Raw genomic sequence first — 23,186 nt, forward strand, 5'->3', positions numbered from 1 at the left:
CCAGCTGAGCTACGTAGCCACTCGTGAGCGAGACAATATAAACTGTTGCGCTCGTAGTGACAAGCCATTTTTATAATAGGCTTAACACTATCAATAATGGCAGGTCTACCTGGATTCGAACCAGGGAATGGCGGCATCAAAAGCCGCTGCCTTACCGCTTGGCGATAGACCTGCAGCATAGTCATCGAGACTATAAAACATGGTGCGGAAGGAGAGACTTGAACTCTCACACCTTGCGGCGCCAGAACCTAAATCTGGTGCGTCTACCAATTCCGCCACTTCCGCATCTATTCCTAATCATTTTCGTAAAAATGTTTAGGAATGGTGGCTACGACGGGATTCGAACCTGTGACCCCATCATTATGAGTGATGTGCTCTAACCAGCTGAGCTACGTAGCCATACCATGTTGTGGTTCCTTACAATCCGTAGTTGTCTTGTCGGGAACGGGGCGCATTATGCGAAGTTGAACCAATCACGTCAATAGTTTTTTTGAATAAATCGAGATAAACGGACTGTTCGATTTCTTTTTAAACAAAGAGGCGCGTTAATCATCGAAAACTGATAACAAAATGACAGCAGAACGAACACTTTATTGATGGAATATCTGAAGAAATAAAAAAAGCCAGCATAAGTGCTGGCTTTTAAACTCAATGACTTGAGCGAATATTATACGTTGAAACGGAAGTGAATCACATCACCGTCTTTTACGATGTATTCTTTACCTTCCAAACGCCATTTACCTGCGTCTTTCGCGCCGCTTTCACCGTTAAACTGGATAAAGTCATCATAGCCAACAACTTCCGCACGAATGAAGCCTTTTTCAAAGTCTGTGTGGATCTTACCCGCCGCTTGTGGTGCTGTCGCGCCTACTGGGATCGTCCATGCACGTACTTCTTTTACACCCGCAGTGAAGTAAGTTTGAAGAGTAAGCAGATCGTAACCTGAGCGGATTACTCGGTTTAGGCCTGGTTCTTCAATCCCCATATCCGCCAAGAATTCTTCACGGTCTTCATCATCGAGTTCAGACAGCTCAGATTCGATTGCAGCACAAACTGCTACAACCACGTTGTTTTCTTTTTCTGCGTATTCGCGAACAGCATCTAGGTAAGGGTTGTTTTCAAAACCATCTTCATTCACGTTTGCGATGTACATAGTTGGTTTCAGCGTTAGGAAGTTTAGGTAACCAATCGCCGCCAGCTCTTCTTTCGCTAGTTCAACCGTACGAGCCATGCCACCTTCTGTTAATACAGGTAGCAGTTTCTCCAACACAGTTAGTTCAAACTTGGCGTCTTTATCGCCACCTTTTGCTTTCTTCGCATTACGCTGAATGGCACGCTCACAAGAGTCTAAGTCGGCCATTGCAAGCTCAAGGTTGATAACCTCGATGTCTTCGATTGGCGAAACTTTACCAGCAACGTGGACGATGTTTTCGTTTTCAAAACAACGAACAACGTGACCAATCGCGTCTGTTTCACGGATGTTTGCTAGGAACTTGTTCCCTAGGCCTTCACCGCGAGATGCACCCGCTACCAGACCAGCAATGTCAACGAATTCCATTGTTGTTGGTAGAATTTTTTGTGGGTTAACGATTTTCGCTAGCGCGTCCAGACGGAGATCTGGCACGGGCACAACACCAGTGTTTGGCTCGATAGTACAGAACGGGAAGTTAGCCGCTTCGATGCCCGCTTTAGTTAGTGCGTTGAACAGAGTTGATTTACCAACGTTTGGTAGACCAACGATGCCACATTTAAAACCCATGATAATAACCTTATTCAGCTTTGAACGTGTGTAGACGATTTTGTGCTTTTGATAAGCCATCCTTGATTAGGATGTCGAGGCAACGGACGGATTCGTCAGCGGCCGCATCAAGAAGCTCTTGTTCTTTCGCAGGTGCTTTACCTAACACAAAACCTGCTACTTTATCTTTGTGTCCAGGATGGCCGATACCAATCCTTAAACGATAAAAATCTTTGCAATTGCCAAGTTTACTTATGGTATCGCGAAGGCCGTTGTGACCACCGTGACCACCGCCTTTCTTGAATTTAGCAACACCAGGAGGTAAATCCAGCTCATCGTGGGCAACCATGATCTCTTCTGGTTTGATTTGGTAAAACTTCGCGATGGCTGCGATCGACTTTCCAGAAAGGTTCATAAACGTGGTTGGGATAAGCAGGCGAAGGTCCTGACCGTTCATCATGATGCGTCCCGTTAGCCCAAAAAACTTTGCTTCATTCTTTAGAGTAATGTTGTGGACGCGCGCCAGTTCTTCTACTACCCAAGCCCCTGCATTATGGCGGGTTCTAGCGTATTCTGGCCCTGGATTTGCCAGGCCGACAAGAAGTTTGATCTGTTGACTCAAGGTTAGGATCTCTCTTGGAATCTCAAAAAGCGCCGTATGATAGCACAGATATCTCTCATCGGGCGAGATACGGATACTTTCATTGCGGCAAATAAAAAACACCCCAAAGAGGGGTGTTTTTAAATGTTTGACGAACTTGAACTAAATTAGTTGAACATCGCAGAGATTGACTCTTCGTTGCTGATACGACGGATCGCTTCTGCTAGCATGCGAGATAGGCTTAGGCAAGTGACTTTACCTGTTGCTTCCATCTCTTTTGGTAGCGTGATTGAATCGGTTACGATCACTTGGTCAAGAACAGAGTTGCCAATGTTTTGCGCTGCGTTGCCTGAGAATACAGCGTGAGTCGCGTAAGCAAACACTCGCTTAGCACCGCGCTCTTTTAGCGCTTCTGCTGCCTTACATAGTGTGCCACCTGTATCGATCATGTCATCAACGATGACACAATCACGACCTTCAACGTCACCGATGAGGTTCATAACTTCAGAGACGTTTGCGCGTGGACGACGCTTGTCAACGATTGCGATATCGATATCACCAAGTGCTTTTGCTGTTGCGCGAGCACGAACAACGCCACCAAGGTCTGGAGAAACCACAACAGGGTTCTCTAGGCCACGAGCCTGCATATCTTCAAGTAGTACAGGTGTACCGAAGATGTTGTCTACAGGAACATCGAAGAAGCCTTGGATTTGTTCTGCGTGAAGGTCGATAGTTAGAACGCGGTCAACGCCAACGTTTGAAAGGAAATCTGCAACAACTTTAGCAGTGATTGGTACACGAGCAGAGCGTACGCGACGGTCTTGACGAGCGTAACCAAAATAAGGGATAACTGCTGTAATACGGCCCGCTGAAGCGCGGCGCATTGCGTCAATCATCACTACAAGTTCCATTAGGTTGTCGTTAGTTGGTGCACACGTTGATTGGATGATGAAAACATCACTACCACGAACGTTTTCGTTTATTTGCACAGCGACTTCGCCGTCAGAAAAACGAGAAACAGTTGCATCACCAAGAGAGATGTATAGACGATCAGCAATACGTTGGGCTAGTTCAGGTGTAGCGTTACCAGCAAATAGCTTCATATCAGGCACGGTGGAAACCTCAGGGTTGCGTCCAGTTTTTAGATAGATTGTGTGTGGGCTAAGCGGTACTTAGCCAGCGTCTCATGTAGAGGGGAGATGTTTCGCCCTTTAGCTACGAAAGCAGAGACGTTGTCAGGAAGTTTTTGGTAGATGGCTTTCGCTTCGTTTTCGCTGGAAAATTCAGCAAAAACGCACGATCCGGTCCCCGTCAATCTTGACGGCGCGTATTGTAGCAGCCATGAAAGTTGCTTATCAACCTCTTGGTACAGCATTCGAACAATTTTTTCGCAATCGTTTCCGTAATCATGGTTAAGAAGTGTTGTCAGGTCTCGTTTCGGCGTATTTCGAGTCAATTTTGGATGAGTGAATATGTCTACGGTTGCAATGCTCACATTTGGCCTCACGACCAAGTACCATTTTTCGCTCGGAGAGGCTTGAGTCAGTTGCTCTCCAACTCCCTCAGCAAAGGCGGCAAAGCCGCGCACAAATACAGGGACATCGGCTCCGAGGTGAAGTCCGATGCTCGCCAGTTCGTCATCGGACAATCCGGTTTTCCACAAATGGTTCAGTGCGACGAGCACGGTTGCTGCGTTGGAAGAGCCTCCGCCGATACCACCGCCCATCGGTAAGATTTTATTTAATTGAATATCCGCGCCAAATGTACAATCGGCAGCTTCTTGCAGTGCCTGAGCGGCTTTCCAAATGAGGTTATCTTCTAAAGCAACCCCTGGAATATCAGGTGTCAATGTGATTTCGCCACTGGAGTTTGCGGTGATGCTTAAGCTGTCACCATGGTCGAGAAACTGAAATAGAGTCTGCAATTCGTGGTAGCCATTCTCACGGCGGCCAGTGATGTAGAGAAAAAGATTCAATTTAGCCGGTGAAGGCCAATGTGTCGTTTCCGTGATCATTCGTTTATTTTCCACTTAGATATCACAATATTGATCGAGGTGTCATTTTGAGTCAGTTTGAGTTTTTGTGGCAGTGGCAATGGAACGCCGTCTACTTGTACATCACGATAGTTTAAGTAAGAAAGTTGCCATTGTTGGCCGTTGATTTTTTTCGTCAGTGATAACACGGTGTTGGTGTCGCTGAGTTGGTAGTGGTCTGCCGCGGTGGGTTTGCCCAAAAGCCAATCATTTAATTGCTCAACAGGAAGCGTTAAGCCAGTCAGTTGATAGATCAAGGCTTCTGCACTCGGAGAGGAAAAACTCTGATCATCGTAGGTTTCGACAAACGCACCAGAGGGCGTAATTTTTAAGTTTAAGGCTGTTTGACCAAGGAAGGTGGTCAATCGCAATTGGCTGGATTGAGCGGCATGTTGCCATTGAAAATTGAGCGATTGACGTTGCTCTGGAGAGATATAGCCCAGTTTCCCACTGGATTGGTATTGTTCGATGGCTGCGAGTCGTTGCTGGTGAGTTTGCCATTCAACATTGGTACTGCTGGTTTCAATACTGGCACAGCCGGATAATACGACAGCGCTCAGCAAACAAATCCAAAGAGGGCGAAATTTCGTCATCATGCGGGTCTTTTGTCCAATTTAAGCCTTGCGTTGGGCGCCACTATATCACTGAAATCACGAACTAATGAAAACATATCCCTAATACCCTTTAATTAAATTGGGCCATCAAGTAAAATTCCGTCCTTATTTGTCCACATCTGATTCAGAGAACTCGCGATACATGTCTTTGCTTGCTATAGGTATCAATCACAACACGGCCTCGGTAGAACTGCGTGAAAAAGTTGCTTTTGGGCCGGAGAAGTTACCTGAAGCACTCAAACAGCTCAGTGAAAACCCTGCTGTGAACGGCAGTGTCATTTTATCGACCTGTAACCGCACTGAGATTTATTGCGATGTCAAAGGTGCGGGAAAGAGTAAGCTGATCGACTGGCTGTCTCAGTTCCATGAGGTCAGTCCAGAAGCATTGAAGCCGAGTATTTATACGCATGAAGAGCAAGCGGCGATTCGCCATCTGATGCGTGTCTCATGTGGATTGGATTCTCTGGTTCTTGGTGAACCGCAGATTCTTGGCCAAGTTAAACAAGCCTATTCAGACGCGCGTGATGGCAAAGCGGTTGACTCTGCGATGGAGAAGTTGTTCCAAAAGACATTCTCTGTGGCGAAGCGAGTGCGCACTGAGACTGACATCGGCGGCAATGCGGTATCAGTTGCTTATGCCGCTTGTACGCTAGCAAAACACATTTTTGAGTCGCTGGAAGATTCTACCGTGTTGCTTGTCGGTGCTGGTGAGACGATCGAGCTGGTTGCCAAGCATTTGTCAGCCAATGGCTGTCGAAAAATGATCGTCGCCAACCGAACCAAGGAGCGCGCGATGCCGCTTGCCGAAGAGTTCGGTGCGCAGATTATTGGTTTGCCAGACATCCCCGAGTTTTTGCCTCAAGCGGATATTGTCATCAGTTCAACCGCGAGTCCGTTGCCTATCATTGGCAAAGGTATGGTGGAGAGCGCGCTTAAATCTCGCCGTTACCAACCGATGTTATTAGTCGATATCGCAGTTCCACGTGATATCGAGTCACAGGTGGGGGAGTTAAACGACGCCTATCTGTATACCGTTGATGATCTGCAATCGATCGTCGACAACAACATCGAACAACGCAAAGTCGAAGCCATTCAAGCGGAGGCGATTGTTAGTGAAGAGAGCGCGGCGTTTATGTCGTGGCTTCGTTCATTACAAGCGGTCGATAGTATTCGCGATTATCGCCGCAGCGCCAACGACATTCGAACAGAGCTATTAAACAAAAGTATTCAGTCTCTTGCTGCCGGAGCTGATCCAGAGAAAGTCCTTCTGGAGCTGAGCAATAAGCTCACCAACAAGCTGATTCACGCACCTACACGTGCGTTGCAAAGCGCAGCAGAGCGCGGCGAGCCAGCAAAGCTCGCTATCATTAGACAAAGTTTAGGTCTGGAAGATTGTTAATCTCCCCAAGACTATTCATTACGAACCTGAGTTAAATAAAACTATGAAAGCCTCGATTCTAACTAAGCTAGAAACACTGGTTGAACGTTACGAAGAAGTTCAACACCTGCTTGGTGATCCCGATATTATCGGTGACCAAGATAAATTCCGTGCCTTGTCAAAAGAGTACTCTCAGCTAGAGGAAGTGACTAAGTGTTTCCAAGCTTACCAACAAGCTCAAGAGGATCTTGTTGCCGCTGAAGAGATGGCGAAAGAAGACGATGAAGAGATGCGCGAAATGGCGCAAGAAGAGATCAAAGAAGCGAAAGAAACCATCGAACGCTTGACCGACGAACTTCAAATTCTTCTACTACCGAAAGATCCAAACGATGACCGCAACTGTTTCCTAGAGATTCGTGCGGGTGCAGGCGGTGATGAAGCGGGCATCTTTGCGGGTGACCTGTTCCGCATGTACAGCAAGTTTGCTGAAAAACAAGGTTGGCGCGTTGAAGTGATGTCTTCAAACGAATCAGAACACGGCGGTTACAAAGAGATGATCGCAAAAGTCTCTGGCGATGGTGCTTACGGTGTTCTTAAGTTTGAATCAGGTGGCCACCGAGTACAGCGTGTTCCGGCTACTGAATCTCAAGGCCGTGTTCATACCTCTGCGTGTACCGTTGCTGTGATGGCGGAAATTCCAGAAGCGGAAATTCCAGAAATCAAAGCGGCCGACCTTAAAATTGACACCTTCCGTGCGTCTGGCGCGGGTGGTCAGCACGTTAACACCACTGACTCAGCAATCCGTATTACTCACTTGCCAACCGGTACTGTGGTTGAGTGTCAGGATGAGCGTTCACAGCATAAGAACAAAGCGAAAGCGATGGCGGTCCTTGCTGCACGTATCATTCAGGCGGAAGAAGCGAAACGTGCGGCGGAAGAGTCGGACACGCGTCGTAACCTACTAGGCTCGGGTGACCGTAGTGACCGTATTCGTACCTATAACTACCCACAAGGCCGTGTTTCAGACCATCGCATCAACCTGACTATCTACCGTCTTAACGAAGTAATGGAAGGTGATCTGGCAAGTTTGGTCGACCCTGTTATCCAAGAGCACCAAGCGGATCAACTAGCGGCGCTTGCAGAGAACAACTGATCGATGTCGACGGAAAACAGTGTTGAAAACACACTAAAAAACGCCGTTGTTAGGCTTCAAGAGAGCGGCAGTGATTCGCCCTCTCTTGACGCTGCGGTGTTACTTTGCCATGCCCTCGACAAACCACGCTCCTTTTTACTCACCTGGCCCGACAAACTTCTAGACGCAGAACAACTTACGCAGTTTTCTTCATTGTTGGAACGTCGTCTTGGCGGTGAGCCTGTTGCCTATATCGTGGGAGAGCGCGAATTTTGGTCGTTGCCGCTTGATGTGGCACCCAGCACGTTAATTCCGCGCCCCGACACGGAAAGACTGGTTGAGATTGCGCTGGATAAAGCGTCCGACAGTGAAGGAGACATCCTTGATTTGGGGACAGGCACAGGCGCAATAGCTTTAGCTTTGGCTTCAGAGTTACCTAATCGCAGGGTGTGGGGCGTTGATTTAAAAGAAGACGCTCGGCAGCTTGCCTCATCCAACGCTGAGAAGCTTAATATTCCAAACTGTGAGTTTCGTTCAGGTAGTTGGTTTGACCCGATTGAATCTGGTACGCAGTTTGCTTTGATCGTATCGAATCCACCTTATATTGAGAAAAGTGACCCTCACCTTTCCCAAGGTGATGTTCGATTCGAACCGCTGAGCGCGCTGGTGGCAGAGGACAACGGATTAGCCGATATCAAATACATCTCTGAGGTTGCCCGTTCTTACCTACAGCCGGATGGTTGGCTGATGTTTGAACATGGCTATGATCAGGGAATCGCCGTTCGAGATCTATTAGCATCGCTTGGTTATGACCAGGTGGAAACATTCAAGGATTACGGTAACAACGACCGAGTAACCATCGGATTGTGGCCGAAAAAGAAATAAGAGAAACAACATGTACGAAGGATTAAAGCATTTTCATCTTCTGACCGTCGCCCTAAGTGCGACCTTATTATCGGTAAGATATGCGTTGATGATGGCAAATTCCAAATTGCTCGACAAAAAGTTTTTTAAAGTTTTCCCTCATATCAATGACACGTTTTTATTAATTTCAGGTATCTACCTAATTGTGGTTACCGGCTTTATTCCGTTTACTGCCGCTGCCCCTTGGTTAACGGAAAAGATCACCTGTGTGCTTGCGTACATTGCACTTGGCTTTTTTGCACTAAAGCTTGGTAAAAACAAACTCCTACGAACGTTTTCTTTCTTTGGTGCTTTGGGGTGGTTAGCGATGGCCGGTAAAATTGCCATCACTAAAACGCCTATTCTGTTTGGTTAATACTTTTAGGTAGTCATTAATGCTTGAGTTGTTTGACGAAGACTTTGACGCAATGGAACTTGTAGAAGGTGCATTGGCATTGAATAAGGCCGTGAACCCCGCTACCGACGTGCATTGGGCTGAGAATGAGCTGCATAGACTACTGCAAGAAGCAGAGCTTTCATTAGCTCATGAGACCAATGAGCGGCAGAGATTTGATGCGTTATTGCGACTTTTCTACCATGAGTGGGGATTTCAGGGCGACCAAGATGCCTATTTTGACTCTTCAAACGGTTTCATTGATATAGTGCTTGAACGGCGTAAAGGTATCCCAGTTAGCTTAGGCGCGCTTCTGCTTTACTTTGGGCGTCAACTTGGCTTTCCGGTGAAAGGCATCACGTTTCCGACCCAGTTTTTAATCAAGATTGATTGGTTCGATGAGACTTCCCAATACATCAATCCATTTAACGGTGAATACGTTTCTGAACATACGCTTGGTGCTTGGTTGATTGGTCACAGCGGCCCATTGGCGAAACTTAAACCGAGTCATTTGAAAGAAACAGACAACCCGACGGTGATTGGTCGTTGGTTGGCTCTACTGAAAAGTGCTCTGTTGCGTGAGCAACGCTATACGTTGGCTCTGAGGTGCACGGATTTAGCCCTGACGTTTGTCCCCGATGACCCGTATGAGATTCGCGATCGCGGTTTTATCTATCAACAGCTAGATTGCCATCAAATTGCATTGACCGATTATCAATATTTTATTGATCAATGCCCAGATGACCCAGCATCCGAATTGCTAAAGAATCAAGTAAACGCCATGAGTTCGACTCAGGTTGTCTTACACTAAGTCTATTCACAATGAATAGAATCAAAATTTAAGAGAGAAGAAAATGGAACAGAAAATCGTTCACGTTGGTGATATCCCTGTTGCAAACGACAAACCTTTCACCCTATTTGCTGGTATGAACGTGCTTGAGTCTCGCGACCTTGCAATGCAGATCTGTGAGCACTACGTAAAAGTGACCGAGAAACTGGGCATTCCATACGTGTTCAAGGCTTCTTTCGACAAAGCAAACCGCAGCTCTGTCCATTCATACCGTGGTCCAGGTTTGGAAGAGGGCATGAAAATCTTCCAAGAATTGAAAGATACCTTCGGCGTAAAAATCATCACAGACGTTCATACCGAAGCGCAAGCTCAGCCTGTTGCGGATGTTGTCGATGTGATTCAGCTGCCTGCATTTTTGGCACGCCAAACGGACTTGGTTGAAGCAATGGCGAAGACTGGTGCCGTTATCAACGTGAAGAAGCCTCAGTTCATGAGCCCAGGTCAAGTTGGTAACATCGTTGATAAGTTCAGCGAGTGTGGCAATGACAACATTATTTTGTGTGAGCGTGGCTCATGTCATGGTTACGACAACCTTGTGGTTGATATGCTTGGTTTTGGTGTGATGAAAAAAGCATCAAACGGTAGCCCAATTATCTTTGACGTGACTCACTCGCTACAGATGCGTGACCCATCGGGTGCGGCATCAGGCGGTCGTCGTGAACAAACGGTTGAGCTTGCGAAAGCGGGTCTGGCAACAGGAATTGCAGGTCTGTTTATTGAAGCGCACCCAAATCCAGATCAAGCACGTTGTGACGGTCCTTCAGCGCTTCCTCTCGACAAGCTAGAACCGTTCTTGGCACAGATGAAAGCACTTGATGATTTGATCAAAGGTTTTGACCATATCGAGATCAAGTAACAGTACATTTATTGTTCAAGCAAAAAAGTTGGCCAAGTGCCAACTTTTTTGGTTTTTAAGGGGCATGTTTTCGTTCTTTGTTGAGTAAACGCTCACTGTCTCAAATGCAAGGTCTAGAGCGTACTTCACACCCAAACGTTTGCTTGTGATCGTTTGATAAATGAAGTGCAAACTTGGCGCTTTGTTACACATTTAAACGTTTATTTAGGTGATCAATACGACATAAATATGAAAACTCGCTGTTAGGTAATTTTGGTTAATTTAAACTAGTTCAAGTTTTATTGCTCTTGCGGTGCATTTTCACCGAGCGAGTCTATTCATTAAGAGCAGTAAGAAAAAGCAGTGGAAATCCCCAAAAAAAGTTCAAAAGGTATGACAATGAAGCAAGGCCTGATCGTAAAAAGCGCAATTAGCGCAGCAATCCTGGCAACTCTAGCTGGTTGTGCAACGGCACCACAGCATGAGTGGGAAGCAGACAAAACCTATAAGCTAACCGTTCTTCACACGAACGATCACCACGGTCGTTTCTGGCAGAACAAATACGGCGAGTACGGCATGGCTGCACGTAAAACGCTAATTGATCAGCTGCGCGCTGAAATTGCTGCAGAAGGTGGTAGCTCGCTACTACTATCGGGCGGTGATATCAACACTGGCGTACCTGAGTCAGATCTACAAGACGCTGAACCAGATTTCAAAGGTATGAGCAAAATTGGTTACGATGCGATGGCACTTGGTAACCACGAGTTCGATAATCCTCTAGACGTTCTAGAAAAACAGATTGAGTGGGCTAACTTCCCAATGCTTTCTGCAAACATTTACGACAAGAAGACTGGCGAGCGCATGTTCCAGGCTTACGAAATGTTTGACCTACAAGGCATCAAAGTTGCGGTTATCGGTCTAACGACAGAAGACACGCAAAAAATCGGTAACCCAGAATTCATTGGTGGCATCGAGTTCCGTGACCCTAAAGAAGAAGCGAAAAAGCTGATCGCTGAACTTGAGAAGACTGAAAAACCTGATCTTATCTTTGCTGTGACGCACATGGGTCACTACGAAAATGGCAATCGTGGTGTGAATGCACCTGGTGATGTTGCGCTAGCACGTTACCTAGACGAAGGTTCTCTAGATATGATCGTTGGTGGTCACTCTCAAGAGCCAGTATGTATGGAAGCGCCTAACGTTGTTAAGAAAAACTTCAAGCCTTCTGACGAGTGTAAGCCAGATGTACAAAACGGCACTTACATCGTTCAGGCTCACGAATGGGGTAAATACGTAGGCCGTGCTGATTACGAATTCCGTAATGGCGAGCTAGAAATGGTGAGCTACGATCTTATCCCTGTGAACCTGAAGAAGAAAATCAAGGTTGATGGTAAGAGCCAACGCGTGCTAATCGAAGATGAAATCAAGCAAGATGAAGCTCTGCTAGAATTCCTACGTCCATACCAAGAGCAAGGTCAAGCGCAGCTTAACGTTAAGATTGCAGAAACCAATGGCAAGCTTGAAGGTGACCGTAACGTGGTTCGCTTCCAGCAAACTAACCTAGGCCGTCTAATCGCAACGGCTCACATGGAGCGTGCAAAAGCAGACTTCGCAGTAATGAACTCTGGCGGTGTGCGTGATTCGATTGAAGCGGGTGACGTAACATACAAAGACGTTCTAACGGTACAGCCATTTGCGAACATCCTGACTTACACAGATATGTCTGGCCAAGAAGTACTTGACTACCTAAACGTTGTTGCAACTAAGCCAGTTGACTCTGGTGCATACGCTCAGTTTGCGGGTATCTCTATGACAGTGGCAAACGGTGAAGTCTCTAACGTATTCATCGGTGGTAAACAGCTTCGCCTAGACGAAACTTACCGCTTCACAGTGCCAAGCTACAACGCAGCGGGTGGTGACGGTTACCCTAAACTAACAGGTCACCCAGGTCACGTGAACACTGGCTTCGTAGATGCTGAAGTACTAAAAGAGTACCTAGAAGCAAACAGCCCAGTTGACGTGAACAAATACGCTCCATCAGGTGAGATGGTATACAAGTAAGTTGACTCCAACTTATAAATCTCATTAAGCTAAAACGCCACTCAGTTGAGTGGCGTTTTTTGTTGCTAATTTGGGAGGGAGTATGACTCCTGCTATTAATCTCGCTAAGAAGAAAAAAGTTCCTCATGTTATCCATCAATATGAGCATGACCCGCGTGCTGACAGTTATGGGTTAGAAGCGGCGGAAGTGTTAGGTCAAGATCCCGCGAAAGTCTTTAAAACTTTGTTGTTTAGCGTAAATGGTGATGCAAAAAACCTAGCGGTTGCGATCATTCCAGTTGCCCAGAAGTTGAACCTAAAGCAGGCAGCCAAAGCAGCAAAAGCGAAAAAAGCGGAAATGGCGAACCCTGATATAGCACAGAAAACGACCGGCTATGTGGTGGGAGGAATTAGCCCACTTGGGCAGAAGAAAGCCTTGCCAACGTTTATCCACAATAGCGCAGAAGCGTTAGAAACCATGTGTGTCAGTGCGGGCAAGCGCGGGTTAGAAATCGAATTAGCCCCAAAAGATTTAGCGGCGCTCACTCGGGCTCAGTTTTGCGAGTTGTGTCTGGATTAAAAAAGGGTTGGCGTAGTGCCAACCCTTTTTGCTATTAAACAAAGAGAAACTACTTCGCTTCTTCTTCCATTTGGGCGTTATCAACAACGTGGTTTTCGCCAAGTTCTTTTGGCAGGATAAGGTTGAGCATAATCGCCACGATGCCACATAGGCTCACACCTTGTAGGCTAAACTCACCAATACCAAATGCCATGCCGCCAATGCCAAACACAAGCGTGATCGCAACAATCACTAGGTTGCGAGATTTGTGTAGGTCAACATTGTTTTTGATCAGAGTATTTAAACCCACCGTCGCAATGGAACCAAACAGCAAAATCATAATGCCGCCCATGACCGGCATTGGAATGGTTTGCAGTATCGCACCAAGTTTACCGACCAAAGCCAGGATGATGGCAGTAACCGCAGCCCAAGTCATAATCACTGGGTTGAATGCTTTCGTCAGCATGACGGCACCCGTAACTTCTGAGTAGGTAGTATTTGGTGGTGCACCGACCATAGAAGCGGCAATGGTCGCCACACCGTCACCAGTAATAGTGCGATGTAAGCCTGGTTTCTTGATGTAGTTTTTACCCGTCACGTTAGAGATAGCCAACATGTCGCCCACATGTTCTACTGCAGGGGCGATTGCGACCGGAATCATAAATAGAATCGCGTTGATGTTGAACTCAGGCATGGTGAAGTTTGGTAGAGCAAACCATGCTGCTTCTTTTACTGGAGTAAAATCAACGATGCCGTAGCCCAAACTTAGGCAGTAACCCACAACAATACCGCCAAGAATTGGCGTCAGTTTCAAAAAGCCTTTTGCAAACACGCTCAGTACGATGGTCGTAAGCAGTGATGCGACAGAGATAACCAGCGACGCATCAGCATCAATCACTTGTGCGCCATCGACTTTACCCAAAGCCATGTTGACCGCGACCGGAGCTAAACCAAGGCCGATTACCATAATTACCGGACCAACCACGACGGGTGGCAACAGCTTGTGAATAATCTCCACACCACGCACTTTGATTAATGCTCCCATCGCCACATAGACGAAGCCTGCAGCCATCAAACCACCCATGGTCGCAGGAATGCCCCATGTTTGAACACCATAAAGAATCGGAGCAATGAAAGCGAAAGATGAGGCAAGGAAGATTGGAACGGTGCGGCGAGTAACAAATTGGAAAAGAAGGGTACCGATACCAGCGCCGAACAGGGCAACACTTGGGTCGAGGCCAGTTAACAATGGCACAAGAACGAGGGCACCAAATGCGACGAACAGCATTTGAGCGCCTTGGATGGCATTTTTCATATCGTTATTCCTTTGGGTGGCGGTAAGTAGTAATTACTCTACAAAAATAAAATTCGCGGGATTTTATCACCGTGCCAAACGATTGCAATCTGAACTGGATCAAATATTTTGGTTTTTATTCATAGATGACCAAAATGCAAGCGAGTGTTGGTGATTACGTAGGACTGGATTACAGAGAGCTTTAGTTGCTCCATTATCAATAGTTGCTTATCATCGACGTTTAAAGTGAAAACTGGATCCTAGGAAGAGTATGCGTCATTTAGCTTTATTGGCTTTAAGTTTGGTCGGATTGCCTGCAATGGCTTTAACCACTGTTGATTTGTACCGTTCAGAAGTGATTCTGGACCAAGCGGTGGACAATGCCGACGCCAAAGCACGTGTGGAAGGCATGAAAGAGGTCATTGTTAAAGCCTCTGGTGATCGGAATGCCATCAGCAATCAGGTTGTACAAAAAGCCTTGAAACAAAACGGTCAATACCTGACTCAGATCAGCTATGGTGACTTGAATGGTTCGCAAACACTTAAAATGGGCTTCAGTGCACCACATATCCGCTCTTTGTTAAGTCAAGCGCAGCTACCCGTTTGGCCTGCAGAACGCGCGAACTTGTTGGTCTGGTTGGTTGAAGAAGGACAAGCAGAGCGCAATATTGTGTGGGAGCATGCTGATTCTTCCGTATTGACTCAGATGAAGCAAGAAGCCGATAAACGCGGGCTGCCATTGACGGTTCCTGTTGGCGATTTTGATGATATTACCGGTTTAAGCGTGTCTGATTTATGGGGAGGGTTTGCCTTACCTGTGGGTCAAGCCAGTCAGCGCTATCCAGTTGATGCTGTGTTGGTAGTGAAAGCGCAAGGCAACAGCGTCAGATGGACCTTGTATGATCAAAAGCCTGCGACTGTGGGTGTAACGCGTCAAGCGCCTATTACAGGCTCGAACAATGGTGCGGATGCAGCAAGCAAAATGGTCAATCAAATCAGCGATTACTACGCTAAGAAAAGTGCCGTTGTTGTGGCGAGTGAATCATCTGAAACCCTGAAAGTACGCTTTACAGAGCTCAATGATGCGGTTGGCTTTTTTACGTTGGAGAACAAGCTAAAAGGGCTCAGCTCAGTGGCTGCGATTGATATCTTGAAGATTCAAGGTAATCAAGTGACGTTCAATATTCACTTGCTCTCATCTCAAGCGGAGTTCGAACAAGAAGTTAAACGTGTTGCCCCTGTTGTGCAATTAGAAAACGCCATTGAACGTGAGGTTGTGCCGCCAGTAGCGGCGGAGACTGAAATCTCTCGTTCTGAAGATGTAGCGGTTGTGAATACAGAATCAAACGACGCAGAAGCGATTCAACCTGTCACAGTCGAGAGCTTGCCAGACGTGATTCCTGCAGAATCTATCTTACAGTTCGAGTGGCAGGGCAAACCGTATGTTTACACTGCGCCAGTTGAGGTTCTACCTGAAGATGCGAACGACGTATCGAGCGACATTGAAGGGGAAGCCTTGGATAGCTCCACGAGTTCCAACGGCTAATAAAAACGAGAAAGGGCTGCATTTGCAGCCCTAATTGTTTCAGATGATATTAGGGTCTGTTGACCTTTCTCGGTTAAATTTTGTTCGAGATAAAATCGTTTTAGACGCGGCAAGGGGTGTGTAGCCTAGTCATTCTAAGTAAATACCCCTTAACAAAGCATAAAACGATTTTAGCCGAACCCTTCGGGCAGCGTTTGTGGTTCATTTCTACTGCGTTATCGGCTTTTCATGTAGGCTAGCTACACTTCAAAGCCTCTGCCTTGTAGAAATTTCCCACAAACTGCTGCAAAAATCAGCTCGAAAGATCAACAGACCCTAGTTGTCTGATTCGAAACGCGCTTTTTCTTCTTTCTCAACTTTTGATAGTCTTTTTAACTTCAAGCCTAACTCTTTTCCTCGTGCTCTGGCGTAGAGAATATTGCCAAAAAACGCACTTGTCGCAAGAAGCAGTTCTACAACAGCTAGCCAGCGCTCTCCACCATCGACATACAGGATGGTCAAACCGTGTAGAAAGTAAAACATGAGAATGAAGTTCGCCCAAGCATGGGTATAAGGTTTTCCTGCCAAAATCCCGGGTAGCGGCAGTAACAGTGGGATAGCCCAAGCGATCGCAAGTGTGGTGCTACTGATGTGCGGGTGCGGAGATAAACTCAGTTGCCACAAGGCAATCCAAGCGAGTAACGCCAAATTGCCAAACAGAGCAAGCATACGAAACCGCTTAGTTTGAGGCTGCATCTCGTGCATGGTTATGATTCCTTCATTTTCAGTGCCGTCGAGGCGAGCCGTTTTCCAAGCTGTTGCGCCAGTTCGATTTCATCTGCGGTGAGTCCCGCAGTACCGGAACTGACGGTTGTTGCACCATATGGTGTTCCGCCACTTGTCGTGGTGTGCAGCTTTGGTTGTGAATAGGGGATACCCAATATCATCATCCCATGATGCAATAATGGCAGCATCATAGTCTGCAGCGTTGTTTCTTGTCCGCCGTGTAGGCTTGAAGACGCGGTGAAGAGGCAGGCTGGCTTATCTATCAGATCACCTGATACCCAAAGCGCGGTGCTCTTATCCCAGAAATGCTTTAAAGGAGCCGCCATGTTGCCAAACCATACTGGGCTACCCATGGCTAAACCGTGGCACTGCTTAAGTTCATTGAGCGTAATTATTGGGTCGTCTGCTTGGTCCGAACCATCAATCTCTTCAACGGTTCTCAGCAATGCCTCGCAACCTTCGACAGATTCAATACCGCGTGCAATTTGCCTCGCCACCGCTCGCGTAGAGCCGTGGCGACTGTAATACAGAACAATGATTTGGCAGATCATAGAATCTCAAGTACTTGCTCTGGCGGGCGACCATGACGCGCTTGACCGTTATTCACAACGATAGGGCGCTCGATGAGTTTTGGGTTGTTCGCCATCGCTGAGAACAGTGTCTCGTCATCGGCTTCTGCTAAATCGAGCTCTTTGTAGAGCGCCTCTTTGGTGCGCATCATGGCACGAACATTCTCAACACCCAGTTGAGTGTAGAGCGTTTTTAGTTCTTCAATACTCAGTGGTGTATCTAGGTATTTAACTACTTCCGGTTCAATACCTTTTTCTTCAAGTAGAGCGAGGGTTTGGCGACTTTTAGAGCAGCGTGGGTTATGAATAATCACGACTGACATAGGTGAACTCCTGTTTTTATTGTAATGCTAAGAAACGCTCTCGTTGGACCAGAAGCTGATCAATACGAGCATCGTATCTGGCTTGTTTTAAACTTCCTAACTCCGCGAGTTGGCTCGCTTGAGTGTAATATTGAATGGCTTTGTTCCAGTTTGCTTTTAGGGCGAGAATTTCGGCACGCGCCGCTAAATCTTCATCACTACGACCAAGATGAATGTTGGCTTCCGAAAGCAGATGCCAGCCATTTACGTCATTTGGATAGTCATGTGTATAACGCTGCAGCACTCGAATCGCTTCTTCGTTCTTCTCTCGTTTGATCAATACATTGGCATAATTGATGGTGATCACCGCATTGTTTGGTGTTGCGGCCATCGCTTTTTCAAGCATCGACTGTGCGAGCTCTGGCTTCTTCTGTGCGATATAGAGATCGGACATCGCGTCCAGATAAAAGTGATTGTTACGATCGCGGCTTAGCAATTCTTGTAAGATTTTGTCCGCTTCTTCGAGCTCGTTATTATCGAGGTGAACCAGTGCTTTCCCGTATTGAAATGCGACTTTGATGCTTGGGTCTGCTTTCTTTTCCGTACGCTCAAACCAGTCTTGAGCGGCTTTGGCTTGTATCCCTGCATATCGAGCGACGATTCGCGCGCGCGCGAGATTGTAATCGAGCGAGGGCTGAACGCGAGGTTCAGGGTAGTTTTGTGCTCTTACTCGGCTATCGGTGATACGGTCTTCAGGGAGCGGGTGAGTCAGCAGCATCGGCGGCGGCGTGCTGGCGTAGCGATACTCATCTGCGAGGCGGCCAAAAAACCTTGGCATGGCTTTCGGTTCAAATCCTGCCTTGGCTAAGGTGGCGATCCCGAAGCGATCGGCTTCTTTTTCATTGCTACGGGTGTAGTTAATTGTCCCTTGCATACTACCAGCTGTCGTTGCCGTGATAGCTGCCATCCCAGCTTGTGGGGACGCGATGGCGAGCAATAATGAACCTGCCAGTGCGGCTAAGGTTGCAGGAGAGCGCCGTGCTTGATCTTCCATGCTTCGCGCTAGGTGGCGCTGTGTGACGTGGGCAATCTCGTGGGCAACAACTGAGGCGAGTTCACTCTCGCTTTGTGCGTGTAAAAATAGACCAGAATGGAGCGCAATGTAACCGCCAAAAAACGCGAAAGCATTGATGTTTCTGTCACGAATCATGAAAAAGGTAAATGGGGTTTTTACGTCGTCCGCATTCGCAACTAATCGGTGGCCTAAGTTACTCACGTATTCGTTTAAAACGGGGTCATTGACGATGGGCTGACTCGAGCGCAGCATCCGCATGTAAGCGTCACCGTAGATGAGCTCTTGATCAATTGTGAGAGTGCTACTGGCCGTCGTGCCGATGTCTGGAAGCTCGATACTGTTTGCACTAATCGAAGGTGAAACGAGTGCGGCAGAAACACAGAGGCAGACCAAAGAACGCGTACGTTTTAACATAGATTTCAGATGATACTCCATTGATAACATTGTCAGATGTTGGATTTGATTGACTGACAGGTACCTTTTTGACACTTCATCATTGAGATGGTTTCGTCACGCAATCCAACTCTTATATTGGACTGTAGGTCTGCTAAGTCAGCGGCGTGTGAAAGATCTTCGTCGCTAACTTTTTACACTGACGCGTTTAAAAAAACACTATACAATGCTTCCATGATAAGCATCGAGCGAAAGAATGGAACCTAATATTTTGGATTTACGCCAAGAGCGGTGTCCGCTGGCACTGTTACTTGCTAAGCGTCACACTAATCTATTAAAGGTTGGTGACTCCTGCTGCATTCTTATTCGCGAATCGAGCTCTAAAAGTGATATTCAAAAATTTCTTCAAAAGCAATCTTTTGACCTGTTGATTGAAGAGATGGATGACCACTTCCGAATCCACGTGAACAGAACTAAGGAAATGTGTTGAATGTTTGAAATGGTAAGCCGTTGGTATAAGAGACGTTTTTCAGACCCGCATGCGGTGAGTCTTGTTGCCATTCTCCTATTTGGTTTTATTACCATCTATTTCTTCGGCAATTTAATCGCACCTTTGTTAGTTGCCATTGTTCTTGCTTACTTACTGGAGTGGCCAGTTTCTCAACTGTCTCGTTTAGGTGTTCCTCGTACGTTAGCGGTCATACTGGTGATACTTGGATTCAGTAGCTTGATGCTGGTGGCTGTATTCGGCTTAGTACCGACCATCTGGCAACAAGTCGGAAACCTAATTAATGACATACCAACCATGTATGTCGGTTTGCAGAGTTTCATCGCTGAACTTCCTCATCGTTATCCTGAACTCGAAAACTTCCAAATCGTCGAATCTTTGGTGACGAATGCGAAAAACCAAGCCATCGGCATGGGCGAAACGGTTGTAAAAGGATCATTGGCATCTTTGGTTAGTCTTGCAACCTTGGCTGTGTATCTAATCTTGGTGCCGCTGCTTGTTTTCTTCCTGCTGAAAGACAAACAAGAAATGATTGAAATGGCGAGCGGCGTGTTACCTCGTAATCGCCGTTTAGCGAACAAAGTGTGGCATGAGATGAACGAGCAAATCTCAAACTACATCCGCGGCAAGGTGATGGAGATTCTCATTGTTGGTGGTGTTAGCTATGTGACTTTTGCCATTCTTGACTTGCGTTATTCGGTATTACTTGCCGTTGCGGTTGGTCTGTCTGTACTGATTCCCTACATCGGTGCGGCGGCAGTTACGGTACCAGTGGCGATGGTAGGTCTGTTTCAATGGGGGCTCACCCCGCAGTTTTACTGGCTATTGATTGCTTATGGCATTATCCAAGCGCTAGATGGCAACGTGTTAGTACCGGTCCTGTTTTCTGAGGCAGTTAATTTGCACCCTGTTGCAATTATCGTCGCGGTGTTGGTATTTGGCGGCTTGTGGGGCTTTTGGGGGGTGTTCTTCGCCATTCCTTTAGCAACCTTAGTAAAAGCCGTATGGAATGCACTGCCTAGCCACGACGAGGAAGTGCACCCAAGCACATAATGTCACTTGTTCCTCTCGCTTATAGATAAAGCCTCAAACAAAAGTTTGGGGCTTTTTTTGTCGGTTTTCGCAATCTTCTCGTAAAATTACATTTACACACGTAAGTTTTTGTAAGAAATTTCTTAAGTAAACGTTAGTCAGGGCGATAACAAGAATATTACAACAACTATAATTATTACTGACAAATTTGAGGGAAGATATGAAATTTAGCCAGAAGATCGTTGCGGCCTCATCTGGATTGCTGCTAGTGACTGTTGCTCTGTTGTCTATTCAGCAGTTGAGCACGGTTAAAGAAGAGGTTGAAGCACTCGTCGATACCAGCCTGACTGAGATGGTAAACGGGGTCAAAAATACCGTTGTCTCAGAGATGGAAAGTAAAAAAGGTCTAGCAAAATCGATGACAGAAGTGATTGAGCTAGCACCAAACGACCAAGTTTACGTTAAAAATATTCTTGAGAAACCAACACTGAAAAGCAGCTTTCTCGCAGTAGGTTTTGGTTATGAGAGCAATGGTTTCGTGATTGAAAATGATGACGGCTGGGAAGCTGGACCAGATTACGATCCACGTGTCCGTCCTTGGTTTATTGATGCCAAATCGAAAGGTCAATTGGTGGTTACTGCCCCTTATGTTGACGTCTCCTCTAAAAAAGTGATTATCTCCATCGGTACACCGGTGAAAGAAAACGGTCGTTTTATTGCGGGTATGTTCTATGACTTAGAACTTGGTGGTCTTGCTGACTTGGTCAACAGTGTTAACTTACTTGATGCAGGCTACTTATTTATCGTCACCGCAGACGGAACGACGATCGCGCACCCAGATGCTAAAAACAACGGCGAAAACCTCTCTTCATATCTGCCTAAAGCCACGGTGAGCGAAGGCAATCAACGCTTTGAAAAAGACGGTGTGAACTACCTTGTCCACTTTACCAAAGTGCCATCTGAAAATTGGTATATTGGTGCGATTGTTGACGAAGACATTGCGTTTGCTGCTATCGACTCTATGCGCAGTAGCTCGATGATTTACGGCATTATTGGCGTCGTATTGAGCGTTCTGATTTTGACCTTCTTGATTCGTGTGTTGATGCGCCCTCTAGATGTACTTAACGCGGCGATTCAAGATGTTGCGTCTGGACAAGGGGACTTAACTAAGCGTCTTGACACGAACACGGACAAAGAATTTGCTCAGCTAGCCGAAGGTTTCAACACCTTTACTGAAACGCTACAAAAGCAAATTCAGCAGTCTAAAGCGATTGGTGCGGAAATTCTTCGTGGTACAGAAATGACGGTCCAAGGGTCGCATGAATCTGCAGAGGCGATGCGTAGCCAGTTGCAAGAGCTTGAACAGCTTGCCACGGCAATGAATGAAATGGCGGTCACTGCAACGGAAGTCGCGAACAATGCGCAAGGCGCTGCTGCAGCGGCTCGTGAGGCAGATGAAGCTACTCAAGATGGTTCATCGGTCGTGAGCGATACCACGATGTCAATCGACACCTTGTCTGCTCGTATTGATCAAGCGGTTGAAGAAGTGCAAGGTCTTGAATCAGCGACAGCAAACATCGAAACCATTTTGAAAGTAATTAACGATATCGCTGACCAAACAAACTTGCTGGCATTGAATGCGGCGATTGAGGCGGCGCGAGCAGGAGAGTCTGGTCGTGGATTTGCGGTGGTGGCTGATGAAGTTCGCACCTTGGCTCAGCGTACACAAGAATCAACCACTGAAATCCGCAGTATGATCGAACAATTGCAGTCGGGCGCAAGCTCAGTCTCTGCCGCAATGAACGAGAGTAAGAACACGGCGGTTGATGCTGTAGATAAAGCTCAAGCGGCAGATGGCGCGCTGCAACGTATTCGTGATGCAATCCAACGTATTACCGATATGAACATGCAGATTGCTTCTGCGGCAGAAGAGCAAAGCTTGGTGGCGGAAGAGATTAACGCAAACACGGTCAAAATTAAGGACCTGTCGACTCAGGTAGCGGATGCGGCTGAAAACGCCAACATCGCGATGCAGGTTCAAACCGAAAATGTTCGAGAGCAAGACAACATCTTGAACAAGTTTATTGTTTAATCAGAGTAAAACAAAACGCCAGCGAAGTCGCTGGCGTTTTTATTCGTTTAGGGCTATCGCTTATTTGTTTTCGTTTAGGTAATCCAATACCACTTCATGGTGTGTCTTGGTTTTAAACTTATTGAACACGTGCTCGATAACGCCTTCTTCATTTATCAAAAAACTGATTCGGTGGAGTCCATCATAGACCTTGCCCATAAACTTCTTCTCGCCCCATACTCCAAACTGCTCTGCAACTGCGTGGTCTTCATCAGACAGTAGAGTGAAGTTTAGCTCGTCACGTTCGATGAACTTACCAAGACGCTTTACAGGGTCGATACTTACACCCAATACCACGACATTGTGCGCATCGAGTTCGGCTTTGACATCACGAAGTCCTTGGGCTTGTACCGTACAACCTGGTGTCATCGCTTTTGGGTAGAAGTAAAACAGCACTTTTTTGCCAGCAAAGTCACCGAGTGACACGGTGTTGCCATCTTGATCCAATAATGAAAATGCGGGTGCTGGCGAGCCTGCAGTTAAAGTGTTCATTGT

The 23,186-nt window shown here is 46.7% G+C and carries 23 protein-coding genes and 3 tRNA genes; 12 read left to right on the plus strand and 14 right to left on the minus strand.

Going from position 1 to position 23,186, the window contains the following annotated elements:
- Window positions 1-97 precede the first annotated feature (97 nt).
- The 8 genes from RJ47_RS07345 to lolB all read right to left on the minus strand — a co-directional run bounded on the left by RJ47_RS07345 (window position 98) and on the right by lolB (window position 4,967).
- A tRNA-Gln gene (locus RJ47_RS07345) sits at window positions 98-172 on the minus strand.
- A gap of 28 nt (window positions 173-200) precedes the next feature.
- Window positions 201-285: transfer RNA gene (locus RJ47_RS07350), tRNA-Leu, on the minus strand.
- 37 nt (window positions 286-322) lie between these two features.
- Window positions 323-399 (minus strand) — tRNA-Met (locus RJ47_RS07355).
- A gap of 268 nt (window positions 400-667) precedes the next feature.
- Window positions 668-1,759 carry a redox-regulated ATPase YchF gene (ychF, locus tag RJ47_RS07360; protein WP_038133789.1) on the minus strand — a complete coding sequence of 364 codons (1,092 nt, stop codon included), beginning with the start codon at window positions 1,757-1,759 and terminating at the stop codon, window positions 668-670.
- A 10-nt stretch (window positions 1,760-1,769) separates the two neighbouring features.
- Complete coding sequence (gene pth, locus RJ47_RS07365) at window positions 1,770-2,360, minus strand: aminoacyl-tRNA hydrolase (protein WP_038133790.1); 591 nt, start codon at window positions 2,358-2,360, stop codon at window positions 1,770-1,772.
- Window positions 2,361-2,506: 146 nt separating this feature from the next.
- Window positions 2,507-3,451 carry a ribose-phosphate pyrophosphokinase gene (locus RJ47_RS07370; protein ID WP_038133791.1) on the minus strand — a complete coding sequence of 315 codons (945 nt, stop codon included), beginning with the start codon at window positions 3,449-3,451 and terminating at the stop codon, window positions 2,507-2,509.
- A gap of 29 nt (window positions 3,452-3,480) precedes the next feature.
- Entirely contained in the window at window positions 3,481-4,353 is an 873-nt protein-coding gene (ispE, locus tag RJ47_RS07375) for a 4-(cytidine 5'-diphospho)-2-C-methyl-D-erythritol kinase (protein ID WP_039482877.1), read from the minus strand.
- Window positions 4,350-4,967, minus strand: coding sequence for a lipoprotein insertase outer membrane protein LolB (gene lolB, locus RJ47_RS07380; RefSeq protein ID WP_038193280.1), 618 nt, complete (start codon window positions 4,965-4,967; stop codon window positions 4,350-4,352). The genes ispE and lolB overlap by 4 nt, the downstream gene beginning before the upstream one ends.
- A 160-nt stretch (window positions 4,968-5,127) precedes the next feature.
- Between lolB and hemA the strand changes: the two genes are divergently transcribed.
- From hemA to ybaK, 8 genes are all read left to right on the plus strand, one after another.
- Complete coding sequence (gene hemA / locus RJ47_RS07385; protein WP_039482880.1) at window positions 5,128-6,384, plus strand: glutamyl-tRNA reductase; 1,257 nt, start codon at window positions 5,128-5,130, stop codon at window positions 6,382-6,384.
- 43 nt (window positions 6,385-6,427) lie between these two features.
- Window positions 6,428-7,516, plus strand: a complete 1,089-nt coding sequence (gene prfA / locus RJ47_RS07390) for a peptide chain release factor 1 (RefSeq protein WP_005476361.1) — start codon at window positions 6,428-6,430, stop codon at window positions 7,514-7,516.
- Between the two features lie 3 nt (window positions 7,517-7,519).
- A complete protein-coding gene (gene prmC / locus RJ47_RS07395; protein ID WP_039482883.1) occupies window positions 7,520-8,380 on the plus strand; it encodes a peptide chain release factor N(5)-glutamine methyltransferase in 861 nt (286 codons plus the stop codon).
- A gap of 10 nt (window positions 8,381-8,390) precedes the next feature.
- Window positions 8,391-8,774: a SirB2 family protein gene (locus tag RJ47_RS07400; protein ID WP_038133797.1), complete on the plus strand. Its 384-nt coding sequence runs from the start codon at window positions 8,391-8,393 to the stop codon at window positions 8,772-8,774.
- 19 nt (window positions 8,775-8,793) lie between these two features.
- Entirely contained in the window at window positions 8,794-9,603 is an 810-nt protein-coding gene (locus tag RJ47_RS07405; RefSeq protein ID WP_039482885.1) for a SirB1 family protein, read from the plus strand.
- 43 nt (window positions 9,604-9,646) lie between these two features.
- Window positions 9,647-10,498, plus strand: a complete 852-nt coding sequence (gene kdsA, locus RJ47_RS07410) for a 3-deoxy-8-phosphooctulonate synthase (protein ID WP_038133802.1) — start codon at window positions 9,647-9,649, stop codon at window positions 10,496-10,498.
- A gap of 378 nt (window positions 10,499-10,876) precedes the next feature.
- Complete coding sequence (gene ushA / locus RJ47_RS07415) at window positions 10,877-12,538, plus strand: bifunctional UDP-sugar hydrolase/5'-nucleotidase UshA (protein WP_038134675.1); 1,662 nt, start codon at window positions 10,877-10,879, stop codon at window positions 12,536-12,538.
- An 82-nt stretch (window positions 12,539-12,620) separates the two neighbouring features.
- Window positions 12,621-13,097, plus strand: a complete 477-nt coding sequence (ybaK, locus tag RJ47_RS07420; protein WP_005476383.1) for a Cys-tRNA(Pro) deacylase — start codon at window positions 12,621-12,623, stop codon at window positions 13,095-13,097.
- Window positions 13,098-13,146: 49 nt separating this feature from the next.
- Here the strand turns inward: ybaK and RJ47_RS07425 are convergent, their stop codons facing one another.
- Window positions 13,147-14,391 (minus strand): uracil-xanthine permease family protein, encoded by a 1,245-nt coding sequence (locus RJ47_RS07425; protein WP_039475844.1) that lies wholly within the window; start codon window positions 14,389-14,391, stop codon window positions 13,147-13,149.
- Between the two features lie 250 nt (window positions 14,392-14,641).
- Between RJ47_RS07425 and RJ47_RS07430 the strand changes: the two genes are divergently transcribed.
- Entirely contained in the window at window positions 14,642-15,916 is a 1,275-nt protein-coding gene (locus RJ47_RS07430; protein WP_039482887.1) for a DUF2066 domain-containing protein, read from the plus strand.
- A 315-nt stretch (window positions 15,917-16,231) separates the two neighbouring features.
- On the opposite strand, the gene RJ47_RS07435 is transcribed toward RJ47_RS07430, so the two are convergent.
- Genes RJ47_RS07435 through RJ47_RS07450 form a run of 4 tightly spaced genes read right to left on the minus strand, consistent with a single transcriptional unit; the run spans window position 16,232 to window position 19,041 of the window.
- Entirely contained in the window at window positions 16,232-16,660 is a 429-nt protein-coding gene (locus RJ47_RS07435; protein WP_005476385.1) for a DUF2069 domain-containing protein, read from the minus strand.
- Window positions 16,661-16,662: 2 nt separating this feature from the next.
- Window positions 16,663-17,232: an NAD(P)H:quinone oxidoreductase gene (gene wrbA / locus RJ47_RS07440; RefSeq protein WP_039482889.1), complete on the minus strand. Its 570-nt coding sequence runs from the start codon at window positions 17,230-17,232 to the stop codon at window positions 16,663-16,665.
- Entirely contained in the window at window positions 17,229-17,573 is a 345-nt protein-coding gene (arsC, locus tag RJ47_RS07445) for an arsenate reductase (glutaredoxin) (RefSeq protein ID WP_005476375.1), read from the minus strand. The genes wrbA and arsC overlap by 4 nt, the downstream gene beginning before the upstream one ends.
- A gap of 16 nt (window positions 17,574-17,589) precedes the next feature.
- Window positions 17,590-19,041 carry a tetratricopeptide repeat protein gene (locus RJ47_RS07450; protein ID WP_039482892.1) on the minus strand — a complete coding sequence of 484 codons (1,452 nt, stop codon included), beginning with the start codon at window positions 19,039-19,041 and terminating at the stop codon, window positions 17,590-17,592.
- 235 nt (window positions 19,042-19,276) lie between these two features.
- Between RJ47_RS07450 and RJ47_RS07455 the strand changes: the two genes are divergently transcribed.
- The 3 genes from RJ47_RS07455 (at window position 19,277) to RJ47_RS07465 (ending at window position 22,652) form a co-directional block, all read left to right on the plus strand.
- Window positions 19,277-19,510, plus strand: a complete 234-nt coding sequence (locus RJ47_RS07455) for a sulfurtransferase TusA family protein (protein WP_038133817.1) — start codon at window positions 19,277-19,279, stop codon at window positions 19,508-19,510.
- Window positions 19,511-20,581 (plus strand): AI-2E family transporter, encoded by a 1,071-nt coding sequence (locus RJ47_RS07460; RefSeq protein WP_005476379.1) that lies wholly within the window; start codon window positions 19,511-19,513, stop codon window positions 20,579-20,581.
- Window positions 20,582-20,780: 199 nt separating this feature from the next.
- Complete coding sequence (locus RJ47_RS07465) at window positions 20,781-22,652, plus strand: methyl-accepting chemotaxis protein (protein ID WP_005476358.1); 1,872 nt, start codon at window positions 20,781-20,783, stop codon at window positions 22,650-22,652.
- A gap of 60 nt (window positions 22,653-22,712) precedes the next feature.
- On the opposite strand, the gene bcp is transcribed toward RJ47_RS07465, so the two are convergent.
- Window positions 22,713-23,183, minus strand: a complete 471-nt coding sequence (bcp, locus tag RJ47_RS07470) for a thioredoxin-dependent thiol peroxidase (protein ID WP_005476367.1) — start codon at window positions 23,181-23,183, stop codon at window positions 22,713-22,715.
- Window positions 23,184-23,186 lie beyond the last annotated feature (3 nt).

This window comes from Vibrio sinaloensis (assembly GCF_000808535.1).
Taxonomy (GTDB): domain Bacteria; phylum Pseudomonadota; class Gammaproteobacteria; order Enterobacterales; family Vibrionaceae; genus Vibrio; species Vibrio sinaloensis_D.